This window comes from Galactobacter valiniphilus, from assembly GCF_003575975.1.
Classification (GTDB): domain Bacteria; phylum Actinomycetota; class Actinomycetes; order Actinomycetales; family Micrococcaceae; genus Galactobacter; species Galactobacter valiniphilus.
Map to the genome: position 1 here is coordinate 1 of NZ_QQXK01000018.1, position 14,220 is coordinate 14,220.

Annotated in this window: 16 protein-coding genes and 1 pseudogene; 10 read left to right on the forward strand and 7 right to left on the reverse strand. The window is 71.0% G+C overall.

From position 1 onward, the window contains the following. A pseudogene (locus DWB68_RS16710) lies at window positions 1–189 on the forward strand (hypothetical protein); the annotation flags it as partial. Between the two features lie 161 nt (window positions 190–350). On the opposite strand, the gene DWB68_RS09685 reads toward DWB68_RS16710, so the two are convergent. The 7 genes from DWB68_RS09685 to DWB68_RS17155 all read right to left on the reverse strand — a co-directional run bounded on the left by DWB68_RS09685 (window position 351) and on the right by DWB68_RS17155 (window position 6,918). Continuing rightward, window positions 351–1,253: a ribokinase gene (locus tag DWB68_RS09685; protein WP_233548722.1), complete on the reverse strand. Its 903-nt coding sequence runs from the start codon at window positions 1,251–1,253 to the stop codon at window positions 351–353. 58 nt (window positions 1,254–1,311) lie between these two features. Next, window positions 1,312–1,740: a hypothetical protein gene (locus DWB68_RS09690; protein ID WP_147391637.1), complete on the reverse strand. Its 429-nt coding sequence runs from the start codon at window positions 1,738–1,740 to the stop codon at window positions 1,312–1,314. Window positions 1,741–1,844: 104 nt separating this feature from the next. Then, window positions 1,845–3,353 (reverse strand): Asp-tRNA(Asn)/Glu-tRNA(Gln) amidotransferase subunit GatB, encoded by a 1,509-nt coding sequence (gatB, locus tag DWB68_RS09695; protein ID WP_119424947.1) that lies wholly within the window; start codon window positions 3,351–3,353, stop codon window positions 1,845–1,847. Then, window positions 3,353–4,909 (reverse strand): Asp-tRNA(Asn)/Glu-tRNA(Gln) amidotransferase subunit GatA, encoded by a 1,557-nt coding sequence (gene gatA / locus DWB68_RS09700; protein WP_119424948.1) that lies wholly within the window; start codon window positions 4,907–4,909, stop codon window positions 3,353–3,355. Before gatA ends, gatB begins: the two co-directional genes overlap by 1 nt. 8 nt (window positions 4,910–4,917) lie before the next feature. Continuing rightward, on the reverse strand, window positions 4,918–5,214 hold the full coding sequence (gatC, locus tag DWB68_RS09705) for an Asp-tRNA(Asn)/Glu-tRNA(Gln) amidotransferase subunit GatC (RefSeq protein ID WP_119424949.1): 297 nt from the start codon (window positions 5,212–5,214) through the stop codon (window positions 4,918–4,920). A gap of 265 nt (window positions 5,215–5,479) precedes the next feature. Next, window positions 5,480–6,055, reverse strand: coding sequence for a maltokinase N-terminal cap-like domain-containing protein (locus DWB68_RS09710; RefSeq protein WP_119424950.1), 576 nt, complete (start codon window positions 6,053–6,055; stop codon window positions 5,480–5,482). Between the two features lie 83 nt (window positions 6,056–6,138). Then, entirely contained in the window at window positions 6,139–6,918 is a 780-nt protein-coding gene (locus tag DWB68_RS17155) for a GNAT family N-acetyltransferase (RefSeq protein ID WP_325048561.1), read from the reverse strand. A 457-nt stretch (window positions 6,919–7,375) separates the two neighbouring features. Between DWB68_RS17155 and DWB68_RS09720 the strand changes: the two genes are divergently transcribed. The 9 genes from DWB68_RS09720 (at window position 7,376) to DWB68_RS09745 (ending at window position 14,202) form a co-directional block, all read left to right on the forward strand. Next, window positions 7,376–8,398 (forward strand): ROK family transcriptional regulator, encoded by a 1,023-nt coding sequence (locus DWB68_RS09720; protein WP_119424951.1) that lies wholly within the window; start codon window positions 7,376–7,378, stop codon window positions 8,396–8,398. 120 nt (window positions 8,399–8,518) lie between these two features. Continuing rightward, complete coding sequence (locus DWB68_RS16720; protein WP_233548724.1) at window positions 8,519–8,767, forward strand: hypothetical protein; 249 nt, start codon at window positions 8,519–8,521, stop codon at window positions 8,765–8,767. A gap of 36 nt (window positions 8,768–8,803) precedes the next feature. After that, complete coding sequence (locus tag DWB68_RS16725; RefSeq protein WP_233548725.1) at window positions 8,804–9,085, forward strand: extracellular solute-binding protein; 282 nt, start codon at window positions 8,804–8,806, stop codon at window positions 9,083–9,085. Beyond that, on the forward strand, window positions 9,082–9,273 hold the full coding sequence (locus tag DWB68_RS16730) for a hypothetical protein (protein ID WP_233548726.1): 192 nt from the start codon (window positions 9,082–9,084) through the stop codon (window positions 9,271–9,273). The genes DWB68_RS16725 and DWB68_RS16730 overlap by 4 nt, the downstream gene beginning before the upstream one ends. A 138-nt stretch (window positions 9,274–9,411) precedes the next feature. Next, window positions 9,412–9,894 carry a type 2 periplasmic-binding domain-containing protein gene (locus tag DWB68_RS16735; protein WP_233548727.1) on the forward strand — a complete coding sequence of 161 codons (483 nt, stop codon included), beginning with the start codon at window positions 9,412–9,414 and terminating at the stop codon, window positions 9,892–9,894. 90 nt (window positions 9,895–9,984) lie between these two features. Next, window positions 9,985–10,950: a carbohydrate ABC transporter permease gene (locus tag DWB68_RS09730; protein WP_233548728.1), complete on the forward strand. Its 966-nt coding sequence runs from the start codon at window positions 9,985–9,987 to the stop codon at window positions 10,948–10,950. 1 nt (window position 10,951) lies between these two features. Further along, the gene (locus DWB68_RS09735) at window positions 10,952–11,854 is read left to right on the forward strand and encodes a carbohydrate ABC transporter permease (protein WP_119424952.1); all 903 of its coding nucleotides are present in this window, start codon (window positions 10,952–10,954) and stop codon (window positions 11,852–11,854) included. A 57-nt stretch (window positions 11,855–11,911) separates the two neighbouring features. Further along, the gene (locus DWB68_RS09740; RefSeq protein WP_119424953.1) at window positions 11,912–13,318 is read left to right on the forward strand and encodes a glycoside hydrolase family 3 protein; all 1,407 of its coding nucleotides are present in this window, start codon (window positions 11,912–11,914) and stop codon (window positions 13,316–13,318) included. Next, window positions 13,315–14,202: an ROK family protein gene (locus tag DWB68_RS09745; protein ID WP_119424954.1), complete on the forward strand. Its 888-nt coding sequence runs from the start codon at window positions 13,315–13,317 to the stop codon at window positions 14,200–14,202. Before DWB68_RS09740 ends, DWB68_RS09745 begins: the two co-directional genes overlap by 4 nt. The last annotated feature ends 18 nt before the right edge of the window (window positions 14,203–14,220 follow it).

Genomic DNA, 14,220 nt, shown 5'->3' on the forward strand with positions numbered 1-14,220 from the left:
TGGCAAGACGGCGGCAAAACCAACATCACCAACGCGATCCTGCTGTGCAACTTCCACCACCACGAAATCGACCGCGGCAGACTCAAAGTCACCCACCACCCAGGCACCCACGTGCGCTTCGAACACAAATACACCGTCGAACCCACCTGGGCACCGCCACACCGCGCCCACTACCGACCCACCGGGTAGGCGGGTTGGTTGGGGCGCCGCGGCGGGGAGACCGGGTCTGCTTTCAGCCCTTCCCCTCGCCGTGAGGCTCGGGCCGGACACTCCCCCTGACCGGCCGAACGGCCGCGGACACCCAGGCTAACGCCGCGCGCGCTCCGGCGCCGCGTCGGAGCGGCGCGCGATCAGGCCTCGAAGGACACCGCACCCTTGGCCGGGTAGGAGGCCTGCGCGCCGGGCCGGGTCACGGTGTCGGCGGCAAAGCGGGCGGCGAAGCGCGCCGCCTCCACGAGCGTTTCCCCCGCCGCGAGCCGCGCGGCCAGGGCACCCACAAACGCATCGCCGGCGCCGGTCGCGTCCACGGCGCTCACCGAGACGGACGGGACCTCAACGGTCCCCGCGGCGTCGGACACCAACGCCCCGCGCGATCCGAGGGTCATGACCACCGACGCGACGCCCTGCTCGCGCAGCGCAGCCACCACGCCCGCCTCGTCCAGCCCGGCCGGGTCCTGCCCCAGCTGCGCGAGCGTCAGCTCGCCCTCGTGCTCGTTGACCACCAGCGGATCGGCGGCCAGAACGGCGGCGCGCGGAAGCTCGATCACCGGCGCCAGGTTCAGCACCACGCGTCCGCGAGCCGCGGCCACGGCGGCGTCGACGCCGTCGGCCGGGATCTCGCCCTGCAGCACCACGACGCCCTCGACGACGTCCTGGCGCAGCGTCACCGCCGCGCCGTCCAAGGAAGCGTTGGCGCCGGGGATCACGATGATGTTGTTCTCGCCCTGGGCATCCACGGCGATGAGCGCCGTGCCGGTGGGCAGCGCGGGATCCCGCAGAAGGTGCCCGAGGTCCACGCCGTCGGCCTCCAGCAGGGCTAGCGCCTGACTGGCGGCGGCATCGGAACCCACGGCGCTGACGAAACGCACCGACGCCCCTGCACGCGAGGCGGCGAGGGCCTGGTTGGCGCCCTTGCCGCCCGGTGAATGCGTCAGGGTCTCCCCGAGCAGGGTCTCCCCCGGCCCCGGCAGCCGCGGCACGGTGGCCGTGATGTCCAGGTTGGTGGATCCGATGACGGTGATGTCGACGCTCACGCGGTGCTCCAAGGGGTCAGTGGCGGGAAGGGGCATCCCAGCCTACCGCCGCGGGTCCCTACGAACAGGGCCCGAGGATGGAGACGGAGAACTCGTCACCGCGGGCGCGCAGGGTCAGGGATCCGCCATCGGGGCGGCGCGCCGAGAGGATGTACCCGTCCGTGGGCGGTTCGATGATGAGCGAGTTGGTGCCATAACCCATGTCCGCCAGGAGCTCCCTGAGCGCGCGTTCGTCGAAGGGCTCGGCGGTCCTGCCGCTCGCCTCGGCCACGGCCTGGCGCTGTCCGTCTCTGGACGGGCACGTCACCGTCTTCGGCTCGGCCCGCTGCACCTGGCTCAGCGGCACCTTGTCCACCCATCGATCCAGCTCGTCCTGCACGGGCCGGGTGTCCGGCGCGGTGGCGCAGCCGGCCAGGGCCAGCCCGGCGCCCGCTGCGACGAGCGCCGCCCAGGCGCCCACGCGCCGTCGTGCTGTCTTCTCCCCCATGCGCGCGACCCTACCCGGGAACGCACGATCGGAGTGCCGAAAGCCGTGAAATGCCTCTTCGAGGCGACTTTTGGCACTCCGATCGGGAGTGGGAACGCGGAGAACTAGCCCTGCACGCCGAGCTTCTCGAGGACCAGCTCGCGCACGCGGCCGGCGTCGGCCTGCCCGCGGGTGGCCTTCATGACCGGGCCGATGAGGGCGCCGATCGCCTGGACCTTGCCGGCCTTGATCTTCTCGACCACGTCCGGCGCGCCGGCCATGGCCTCCTCGATCGCGGCGAGCAGCGGGCCATCGTCGGACACCACGGCGAGGCCCTTGGCCTCGACGATGGCGCCCGGGCGACCCTCGCCCGCGGCCACGAGCTTCAGGACCTGCTTGCCGATCTTGTCGTTGATCTTCTTCTCGGCGATCAGCGCCTCGATCTCGACGACGTCGGCGGGCAGGATGCCCTGCTCCGTGGGCTCCAGATCGGAATCCTTGGCCAGGCGGGAGATCTCGCCCATCCACCACTTGCGGGCCGCGGCCGGCGTGGCACCGGCGGTGACGGTCTCGTCGATCGCCGTGTCCAGGCCGGCGTTGACGACGTCGCGGAACTCCTCGTCGGAGAAGCCCCACTCGCCCTGCAGGCGCGTGCGGCGCGCGGCCGGCAGCTCCGGCAGGGTCGCGCGGATCTCCTCGACGCGCTCGCGCGAAGTGACCACGGGAACCAGGTCCGGCTCCGGGAAGTAGCGGTAGTCATCCGCATCCGACTTGGGGCGGCCGGAGGACGTGGTGCGGGTGTCCTCGTGCCAGTGGCGGGTCTCCTGAACCACGGACTCGCCGGCGTCCAGAATCGCCGCGTGGCGCTCGATCTCGTAGCGAACGGCGCGCTCGATGGAACGCAGCGAGTTCACGTTCTTGGTCTCCGAACGGGTACCCAGCTTGTCGGCACCGATCGGGGCCAGCGAAACGTTGGCGTCGCAGCGGACGTTGCCGCGCTCCATGCGGGCGTCGGAGACGTCCAGGGCCTTGACGATGTCGCGGATGGCTGCAACGTACTTGCGGCCGAGCTCCGGGGCATCGGCGCCCACACCCAGGATGGGGCGGGTCACGATCTCCACGAGCGGAACACCGGCGCGGTTGTAATCAACCAGCGAGGCCGAGGCGCCCTGGATGCGGCCCGAGGCGCCGCCGAGGTGCGTGAGCTTGCCGGCGTCCTCCTCCATGTGGGCGCGCTCGATGTCCACGCGGATCACGCGGCCCGAATCCAGCTCGATGTCCAGCCAGCCGTCGAAGGCGATCGGCTCGTCGTACTGCGAGGTCTGGAAGTTCTTCGGGTTATCCGGGTAGAAGTAGTTCTTCCGGGCGAAGCGGCAGGACTCGGCGATGGAGCAGTTCAGCGCCAGGCCCAGCTTGATCGAGTACTCGATCGCCTTGCCGTTGACGACCGGCAGGGTGCCCGGCAGGCCGAGGTCCACGGGCGTGACGTTGGTGTTGGCCTCGTCGCCGAACTCGTTCGGCGCGTCGGAGAACATCTTGGTCTTGGTGTTCAGCTCCACGTGCACCTCGAAGCCCAGGGCGGGCTCGTAGCGCGTGAGGGCCTCGTCGAAGTCGACCAGAGCGTCGGTGCTCATCAGTTCTTGCCTTCCTTGGCCGCGGCGACGGCCTGCTCGAGATCCTGGGCCTCGGACAGCAGCGGGTGGCCCCACTGCTTCACGAGCGAGTCCTCCAGCGCGGCGGCGACGCGGTACATGCGCGCGTCCTCGTGGGCCGGGGCGAGGAACTGGATGCCCACCGGCAGGCCCTCGGAGAGGCCGCCGGGGATGGAGATGCCGGGGACGCCGGCCAGGTTGGCCGGGATGGTGGCGATGTCGTTGAGGTACATGGCCAGCGGGTCATCGATCTTGGAACCCAGCTCGAACGCCACGGTCGGGGCCGTGGGCGAGATGAGCACGTCTGCCTGCTCGAACGCGGCGGCGAAGTCGCGCTGAATGAGCGTGCGCACCTTCTGGGCCGAGCCGTAGTAGGCGTCGTAGTAACCGGCGGAGAGGGCGTAGGTGCCCAGGATGATGCGGCGCTTGACCTCGTCGCCGAAGCCGGCGGCGCGGGTCGCACCCATGACGCGCTCGATCGTGACGTTGCCGTCCTCGGGGAGCACGCGGTTGCCGTAACGCACGCCGTCGAACTTGGCGAGGTTGGAGGACATCTCCGAGGGCATGATCAGGTAGTACGCGGCCAGGGCGTACTTGAAGTTGGGGCAGGAGACCGTGACGATCTCGGCGCCGCGGGCCTTCAGCAGCTCCAGGGACTCCTCGAAGCGCGCCTTGACGCCCTCCTCGTAGCCCTCACCACCCAGCTCGGAGATCACACCGACGCGCACGCCGGCCAGATCGCCGGAGGCACCCTCGCGGGCGGCGTCGGCCAGGGCCGGGACCGCCTCGGGAAGCGAGGTGGAGTCCTTGGGATCGTGGCCACCGATGAGCTCCTGCAGCAGCGCGGAGTCAAGGACGGTGCGGGCCACGGGGCCGATCTGGTCCAGCGAGGACGCCATGGCGATGGCGCCGTAGCGGGAGACCGCTCCGTAGGTGGGCTTGGCGCCCACGGTGCCGGTCACGGCGCCGGGCTGGCGGATGGAGCCGCCCGTGTCGGTGCCGAGGGCCAGGGGTGCCTCGAAGGCAGCCACGGCCGCGGCCGAGCCGCCGCCGGAGCCGCCCGGGATGCGCGAGAGGTCCCACGGGTTGCGCGTGTTGCCGAAGGCGGAGTGCTCCGTGGAGGAACCCTGGGCGAACTCGTCCAGGTTCGTCTTGCCCAGCATGGGCAGCTTGGCGGCGCGAATCTTCTCGATCACGGTCGCGTCGTACGGCGAGACCCAGCCGTCCAGCATCTTGGAGCCGGCCGTGGTCGGCTGGCCCTTCGTGACGATGAGGTCCTTGATGGCGATCGGCACGCCGGCGAGCGGGTGCAGGGCCTCGGCCTCGGCGCCACCGGCGGCGCAGATCGCGTCCACCTCGGCGGCGACAGCGAGGGCCTCCTCGGCGTTGATGTGCAGGAAGGCGTGGACGCCATGCTCGGCGTCATCTACGGCGGCGATGCGCGCCAGGTAGGCGTTCACTGCCTCGACCGAGGTGACCTCGCCGGCGCGCAGCTTCTCGGCGAGCTCGGCCGCGGAGAGCGAAATGATGTTCGTCATGAAAGTGATCAGTCCTCGTCCAGAATCGCGGGCACCTTGAAACGGCCGTCCTGCTGGTCGGGGGCGCCGGAGAGCGCCTCCTCCTGCGTGAGGGTCACGCCGACCACGTCCTCGCGGAACACGTTCGTGAGCGGGATCGGGTGGCTCGTCGCGGGGACGTCGTCGCCCGCAACCTCGGACACGGACGCAATGGCGTCGACGATGGCGTCGAGCTCGCCGGCCATGCGGTCCAGCTCCGCATCGCTCATCGCGATGTGGGCCAGCTCGGCCAGGTGAGCCACGTCGTCACGACTGATGGCAGACATATCACTCCCAAGGGAAGACTTCGGTGTTGCCCTCAGTCTAGTGCGCCCGGGAGCGCCGCCGCGCTGGCGGCCACGCTACGGCGTGAGCCAAGGCACGACGACGCGGCGGGGCGCCTCGCGCGCCCGGCCCGCCGAGGCGACGTCGGGCGCCGGTCGGCGCGGGCGTCGGGAGACCACCCGCCGGCCGCCCGGCGGCCGGGGCTCCTCTGGTGCCGGGTCGGCGCGGGTCGGCTCGGGACCGGAGTGGCGCCTCTGAGGCGTGGGGTCAGGAGCCCTCGCCGCGCAGGACCAGGCCCGAGTGCACGCGGGCATCGTCGTCGCCGTCCCACGGCGCCACGACGCCGGGGCCCTCGGGATCGCCAGGCACCGGATGCCGGACCACGGTGGCCTCGGAGATGTCACCGGCCTCCGTGCCACCCACGAGCAGGATGGTCCGGTCGGGGGTGTTGGACTCGGTGCGGTGCTGCGGCTCGGCCTCGCCATCCAGCAGCGCGGCCACGGTGGTGCGCCAGACCGGGTCGGCCGGGCCGTCGTAGACGTAGCGCGTACCGAGGATGCCGTGCTCCATGGTGCCGAGGAAGGACTCGTCCTCGTGGCCGTTTGAACCGGGCAGCGGGGAGCCGCGGTAGGTGACCGGCACGTGGTAGATCTCGCCGTCGGCCGCGTCGCGCAGCAGGAAGAACTCGAGGCCCACCTCGCCCTCGGGATCGTCCAGGCGGAAGCCGCCGATGATCTCCAGCTCGGGCGTGATGGCGCCGCGGAACCACGGGGTGGCGCGCATCCAGCGCGCGAGCAGCTCCAACTTGGACGGAACCAGGGTCGTGTGCGTGATCTCGGCCATGGGGTCTCCCAACGGTGGGCGCGGTGTGCCCGTGCGGCACGGTTTCTGTCTACCAGAGTTCGGCGCGCGGGGGCAGGGGCGTCTCAGATGTCCTGCGCGTACACCACGAGGTGCAGGCCCGGCACGTCCTCCGGGAAGCGATCGCGCTCCGGGACCCGCGCGAAGCCGAGCCGCGGGTACAGGGCGTTGGGGGCCGGCCACACGGCGTTGGTCGTGAGGACCACGCGCTCGATGCCCGCGCGGCGGCGGGCCTCGTCGAGGATCTCGGCCACGATGGCCTTGCCGGCGCCGGAGCGCTGGATGTGCGGGTCAACCACGAGCAGGCGGAACTCCAGTTCTCCGGGGGCCGCGACGTCCGCCCACTCGTTCCCCGCCTCGGCCAGGGTGACGGCGGCGATGACCTCTCCCCCGCGCTCGGCGACCCACACGTCCGTCACCGCGCGGCGGGCTGCGGCGTCCTGGATCCTCAGCATGTAGCCGCTGCGGGCATCGGGGAAGTAGCCGGCCGCGAGGTACGCGGCCACCGTGATCCGGTTGACCTCGGCGTCGTCCTCCTCCGTGGCCGGCCGGATCACGAGCGGGGGCAGCTCTAGGACGCCGTCGTAGCGCGAGCCGTCTTGGGCGCGCTCGACAAGCCCGTGGTCCACCAAGGCGCGTCGCAGCATAGCGGTGTCGGCGCTGAAGCCGCGCAGGCGCAGGTTGAGGCCGGGCTCGTCGCTCGACTCGCCCAAGGGGAGTACCTGGCGCGCCACGAGTTCAAGGAGCGCGAGCCGGTCGTCCTCGCGCTTGGGCAGGCGCTCGAGCGGACCACGGGACAGGAAGCGGGCGGCGAGCGAACGCGAGGTGGTACGGGGGTGCGACAAGAGAGAGGCAACTTTCGACAACGAACGAACGGGACCGGCGGCACGCAAGTGAAACGCGGTGGACCACCACGAGTCTAGGGCGGAGCACCCTCCCGGCGGGCTGTCGCCCGCCACGCCCGGGGCGCTGCGACGGCGCGGCGCCCAGCCGGAGCCCCCCGTCCGGCCAGCGGCGCGCCACCCCGCGACTCCGCGACCCGGGCCCCAGCCCGAGGCGAGGCTGGGCACCCACCCGACCCACGCCGTCGTGCGCTTTTTGATAAGCCCATTGCTGATCACGGTTTGATTACGGCGACTGTGATCTGGCTTGCAATTTGTTTGTTAGTTCAGTCTACTAACTGGCACGACACCGACGACGGTCCCCGAGCGCCGCAGCACCAGGTCCCAGGCCGCGCTGCCCTCGCACGGCCGTGCGCACAACCTCTCGCTGGTCCTGCGCACCCTGCATTCGCAGGGCGCCATGTCCCGCGCCGACCTTTCCCGTGAGCTCGGCCTGACCCGCGTCACCGTCTCCGATCTGGTGGCCGAGCTGCAGCAGCGCAACCACGTCGTGGAGCTCGGCATGGCGGAGAAGAACCGCCCGGGCAAGCCGGCCATCCTCGTCGATGTCAACCGCACGGGCCTGCAGATCGTCGGGCTCGACCTCGCCGAGGCCAACGTCCTGCGCGCCGCCGTCATGGACCTGGACGGCAACGTCCTCACTCGCCTGCAGACCGAGCTCACCGACGAGCGTGGCGAGGCCGTCACGGCCCTCGTCCTCGAGCTCGCCGACCGCGCCGTCGCCGCCGCCACCGCACCGCTGCTCGGCATCGGCGTGGGCACGCCCGGCATCGTCGACGCCGACGGCGTGGTGCTCACCGCTCCCAACCTCGACTGGCTGGACCTGCCGCTCGGCACGCTGCTTGAGGAGCACACGAGCCTTCCCACCCTCGTCGCCAACGACGCGGACGCCGCCACGATGGGCGAGTTCACCTTCGGCGGCGGCGGGGACGACATGATCCTCGTGAAGATCGGCCGCGGCGTGGGCTCCGGCCTCATGGTCGGCGGCCGCCGCGCCCGCGGCATACACTCCGCCGCCGGCGAGATCGGCCACGTCACGGTCGGCACCGACGGCGGCGAGCCCTGCGTGTGCGGCAAGGTCGGCTGCCTCGAGACCTGGGTCGCCGCCCCTCACCTCGGGCGAGCCCTGGCCGCGGCGCCCGACGACGCAGCGCGGGCCGCGCTCCTGGCCACGGCCGGGGAGCGCCTCGGCATCGCGCTGGCGCCCGTCGTGGCCGCCCTTGATCTTGCCGAGGTGGTCCTCGCGGGCCCCTCGGACCTCCTGAACGGTGAGCTCGCCTCGGCGGTGGCCACCACCTTGAGAGACCGCACCCTGCAGCAGCGCGAACCGCAGCTGCTGGTGCGGCTCAGTGAGGACCCCCATGACATCGTGCTGCGCGGAACCGCGGTGCTCGTCCTGTGGGCCCAACTCGGGGTGGCCTGAACGGCACCCACCACCCGGGCGGTGGCTCCCGCCGCCGCCCGATCCCCCCTCAGACCCCCCGCCCGTGCTCGCGCAGCGCGAGAGGACCGTGACCGTCACCCACAAGAAGGAACTCTTTCGATGAAGAAGAAGTTTGTATCCATCGCGGCCCTCGCCGCGACGACGGCGCTTGCCCTGTCGGCCTGCGCAGGTGGAAGCACCCCCGCCTCCTCGAGCTCGGCCGCCCCACCCGCGACCGACAAGTCGGCCAACGCCGGCAAGTCCATCACCCTGTGGCTCGCCGGCGGCGACACCTCGGATGAGCTGCGCGAGTACCTGAAGACCACCTTCAACGAGAAGACCGGCGCCACCCTCAAGATCGAGGAGTAGGCCTGGGGCGATCTCGTGGCCAAGGCGACCACGGCGATGTCCAACGCCGACACCACCCCGGACGTCGTGGAGGTGGGCAACACCCAGTCCCCGACCTTCACCTACGCCGGTGCCTTCGCCGACGTCTCCGACATGTACGACGAGCTCGGCGGCGACAAGCTGCTCAAGTCCTTCGTCGAGGTCGGCTCCGTGGACGGCAAGAAGTTCACGCTGCCCTACTACTTCGGTTCCCGCTACGCCTTCTACCGCAAGGACGTGTGGAAGGAAGCCGGCATCACCGAGGTCCCCAGGACCTCGACGAGTTCAACACGACGGTGAAGACCATCGCCGAGAAGAACCCGCGCAACATCAAGGACTTCTCGGGCTTCTTCCTGGGCGGCCAGGACTGGCGCGACGGCATCTCCTGGATCTTCGCCAACGGCGGCGATCTGGCCAAAAAGGACGGCGACAAGTGGGTCTCCACCCTCTCCGACCCGAACTGCCTGAAGGGCCTGCAGCAGCTGTAGGAGCTGTACAAGTCCGCCTCCAACGCGCCGAATGACGCCAAGGATTCGAACCAGTACATCTTCCTGAACGACGCCGACGCCGTCCTCGACGCCGAGGGCAACGTCACCTCCAAGACCAACCTCAACGGCGCCACGATCATGGCGCCGGGCTGGGCCCACTGGTCCATCGGCGACCTGAAGAAGGTCGACGGCACGGACACCCGCGTCTGGAACGACGAGACCTTCGGCACCTTCGTGCTCCCGGGCAACGACGGCAAGCCCGCCCCGGTCTTCGCCGGCGGTTCCAACATCGGCATCTCGGCCAAGTCCAAGGAGCCGGGACTGTCCCGCGAGCTCATGAAGATCATCTTCTCCGCCGACTTCCAGAAGCAGCTCGGCGGCGCCGGCCTCGGCCCGGCCAACTCGGACTACGTCTCCTCGCTGGGCGACGACCAGTTCGCCAAGGCCCTCATCGAGTCCGCCTCCAACTCCAAGCTGACCCCGGCCGCGCCGGGCTGGGCCACGATTGAGGCCAACTCCGTGATGGAGGAGTTCTTCTCCAAGATCGAGGGCGCCTCCGATCTGGCCACCCTGGCCAAGGAGTACGACGACAAGCTCACCCCGATCCTCAACGCTCAGTGATCTTGCCGAGGGTGGTTGGGGCGCTCGCGTCCCGACCACCCTCACCCTTTTCTCTTCTTTTCCCTCGCAAGCCCCATGAAGGACGAGGTCATGATGTCCGTCGACGCCCCGGCGTCCCCGGCCCCGGAGGCCGCTCCCCCCGCCACGGGAGCCACGCCCACCCGCCGCCGTCGCCGCTCCCTCACCCCCTGGCTGCTGATCGTCCCCACGCTGGTGATCGTCATCGCCGCCATGGGCTACCCGATCTTCTGGCAGCTCAAGACCAGCTTCCAGAAGTACGGACTCAAGCAGCAGTTCAACCCCGATCTCCCGCCGGACTTCGTGGGCTTCGACAACTACGTCAAGGTCCTCACCAACCCTGACTTCCTGGCCGTCCTGGGTCGCTCGATCCTCTTCTGCTTCCTTGCCGCGTTCATCACGGTCATCCTCGGCTTCCTCCTGGCGCTGCTCATGAAGCGCGTCGGCAAGGTCGCCCGCCTCATCCTGCAGATCGCCCTCCTGCTCGCCTGGGCCATGCCCGTCGCGGCGTCCATGACCGTCTGGGTCTGGCTCGTCGACTGGCGCAACGGCGTCCTGAACTACCTGCTCGGCAAGCTCGGCCTCGACGTCGAGGGCCACAACTGGCTCGCCGATCCCACGACCTTCTTTGTCATCGCGCTCATCATCGTCATCTGGGCGGCCGTGCCCTTCGTGGCCCTGAGCATCTACGCCGGCCTCTCGCAGATCTCGGAAGAGGTTCTCGAGGCCGCGCAGATGGACGGCGCCACCGGCTGGCAGCGCACGCGCCACATCGTCCTGCCGCTCATCGCCCCCGTGCTCTCCATCGTCCTGCTCCTGCAGATCGTCTGGGACCTGCGCGTCTTCACGCAGATCAAGTTCCTGCAGGACGCCGGCGGCGTCGCCAACGCTACGGACCTGCTCGGCACGTACATCTACAAGATGGGCGTGGGCTCGGCCGACTTCGGCTCCGCCGCTGCGGTCTCGGTCATCATGCTGCTGCTGACGATCGCCCTGTCCTGGTACTACGTCCGTTCGATCATGAAGGAAGAGGACTGACATGAGCGCCACGACCTCCGCCCGGCGTTCAGCCGGCACCACCACGGTGCGCAAGCCCAAGGTCTCCACGGGCCGCCGCGTCTCCGGCTGGCTCTGGACCCTCCTCGCCGTTGCCGTCGCCCTGTGCTGGATCTTCACCGTCTACTGGATGGTGAACTCCTCGTTCCTCTCCACCGTGACGCTGCAGAAGTCCACGCCCACGTGGCTTCCCTTCGGCGGTAGCTGGGACAACTTCAAGAACATCTTCGCCGACGGCACCTTCGTGAAGGCCTTGAGCATCTCGCTCGGCGTCACGCTGCTGACCGTGCTGGTGGCCATCGTCGTGGCCTTCCTCGGCGCCCTGGCCATCTCGCGCTTCCGCTTCAAGGGCCGCAAGTCCTTCATCCTGGCCATGCTGCTCATCCAGATGCTGCCCGCCGAGGGCATGTTCATCGCGCAGTTCAAGATGATGGCCTCCTGGGGCCTCGTCAACAACATCCTGGGCCTGACGCTGCTCTACGCCGCGGCGGTCATCCCCTTCACGCTGTGGATGCTGCGCGGCTTCGTGGCCGGCGTGCCCGCCGAGCTGGAGGAGGCCGCCTTGGTGGACGGACTCTCTGGCACGCAGGCCTTCCTGCGCATCACCTTCCCGCTGCTGGCCCCCGGCCTCGTGGCCTCCGCCGTCTACGCGTTCCTGCAGGCCTGGAACGAGTTCACGATCGCGCTCGTGGTCATGCAGGACAACGATGTGCGCACCCTGCCGCTGTGGCTGCGCGGCCTGGTCCAGGCCTCCGCGACCCGCGAGACCCACTGGTGCCTGGTCATGGCCGGCTCCACGATGGTCGCCGTGCCCGTGATCATCTTCTTCATGATCGTCCGGTCCAAGATGTCCTCCGGCCTCGTGGGCGGGGCGGTGAAGGGCTGATCATGACCTCCCCCCCTTTCCCCCTCGGCGCTCGAGCGCCTCATCGCCGGCACCCTCATGCCGGGCTTCCAGGGCCTCACGGTCCCGGCCTGGATCGGGGAGGGGCTCGACGGCGGCCTCGCGAGCGTGTGCCTCTACGGCGCCAACCTCGACACCCCGGCGCAGCTCGGTGACCTCGCCGCGCGCCTGCGCGAGCTCTCCCCCTCCGCCCTGCTCACGCTGGACGAGGAGGGCGGCGACGTCACGCGCCTGCACTACCTGACGGGTTCCCCGCAGCCGGGCAACGCCGTGCTTGGCCGGATCGACGACGTAGCGGCAACCGCGGCGTCCGCGCAGCTGATCGCCGCCGAGCTGCAGGCCCTCGGCCTCAATTACGACCTCGCGCCGTCGGCCGACGTGAATTCCTCGCCGCAGAATCCGGTGATCGGCACGCGCAGCTTCGGCGCCGAGCCCGAGCTCGTCGCCAGGCACACCGTGGCCTGGGTCGAGGGCCTGCAGGCCGCCGGCGTGGCGGGGTGCGTGAAGCACTTCCCCGGCCACGGCGACACGACCGCCGACTCGCACCTCGCGATGCCGCGCATCGACACCGACCGCGCCACCCTGGACGCCCGCGAGCTCGTGCCGTTCCGCGCCGCCATTCAGGCCGGCGTGGCCACCGTCATGACGAGCCACATCCTCGTGCCCGCGCTGGACCCGAGCGGCCCCGCCACCTTCTCCCGCGCCATCCTCACGGAGCTGCTGCGCGGCGAACTGGGCTTCGAGGGCGTCATCGTCACCGACGCCCTCGACATGAAGGGCGCGAGCGGCGAGGTCGGCATCCCCGAGGCAGCCGTCCGCGCGCTCATCGCCGGCGCCGATCTGCTCTGCCTCGGCTCGGAGACGAGCCCCGAGCTCTACCGCGAGGTGCTGGACGCCGTGGCAGCCGCCGTGGCCGAGGGTCGCCTGAGCCTGGAGCGCCTCCGGGACGCGGCCGAGCGCACGTCTCGCCTGGCCGCCGCCTACCCGGCCGCCGTCCCCGGCTCCGCCGGTTCCGTGCCCGGGCCCGAGCGCATCGCCGAGGCGTTCCGCCGCGGCGCGGCGGTCCCGGCCTGGCTCGCGAACCCGGCCCCGGTCGCCGTCGTGCAGCTCGAGAACGAGGCCAATATGGCCGCCGGTTTTGTGCCGTGGGGCGCCGGCGCGGCCGGCGTGCCGCTGAGCACCCCCGCCGAGGTGCCCGCCGGCGCCAAGGTGGCGCTCGTGGCCCGCGGGCTCGACGCCGCCCACCCGGCGTGGGCGCTGGCCGCCGAGTTCGAGGGCGCCGGGCACCCGGTGCTCGTGATCGAGTGCGGCTGGCCGCACGACGAACGCGCCGACCTCGTGACCTTCGGAGCCTCCCGCGCCGTCGGCGAGGCCCTCGCCCTCGCCCTGCAGCTCCCCGTGGCGGCGCCCGCCGGCGCCGTGGGGGGCGGTGGGAGCGCGGGATGAGGCGTGACATCGACATCGGCGGCACCAAGACCGCCGTCGCCGCCGTCGCGCCCAATGGCGCGGTGCTCGCGCAGCGTTCGGCCCCGTCGGGCCGCGGCCCGGCCGAGGTGACCCAGGAGGCCGCCCGGCTCGCGCGCGAGACCGTGGCCGCCGCCGGCGTCCCGGCCGACGCGGTCGGCGCGTGCATGCCCGGCATGGTGGACCCGCACTCCGGCGTGGTGCGCCACGCGGTCAACCTGGACGTGGACGAGCTCGACCTCGCGGCCGGGCTCGCGTGGGAGCTGCACCTTCCGGTCTCCGTGGACAACGACGTCAAGGCCGCCGCTCTCGGCGCTGCCCTGCACGTGGGCAACGGCGGGACGGGCGGCACCCTGGCCTACCTCAACCTCGGCACTGGCCTCGCGGCCGCCGTGGTGCGGGACGCCCGCGTGCTGCGCGGTCCGGATGGCGCCGTCGGCGAGATCGGGCACTTGCCCGTCGGCAGCGGCATCCGCTGCCAGTGCGGGCAGCTCGGCTGCCTCGAGACCCTGGCCTCCGGTTCGGCCGTGGCGCGCGTGTGGCGCCCGGCGCCCGGCCAGCGGGCCGACCCCCTCGCCGCCGCGGCGGCCGGGGATGCCGACGCCTCTCGCGCGGCGGATATGCTGGCCGACGGCGTGGCGCAGGCCCTGCAGCTGCTGGCCATCAGCGTGGGCCCGGACCGGGTGGTCCTGGGCGGCGGTGTGGCCAAGGCCCAGGGCCTGGCCGAGGCCGTGCGCGCGGCCATCGCACGCCGCGCCGCCAGCAGCGATTTCGTCGCGTCCCTGCGGCTCGATACCCGCTTCGAGGTGCTGCCGGCCGAACTGCCGGTCGCGTCCCTCGGGGCCTCACTCCTCCCCACGCGCTGACGTGGGGACGTCGGGGCC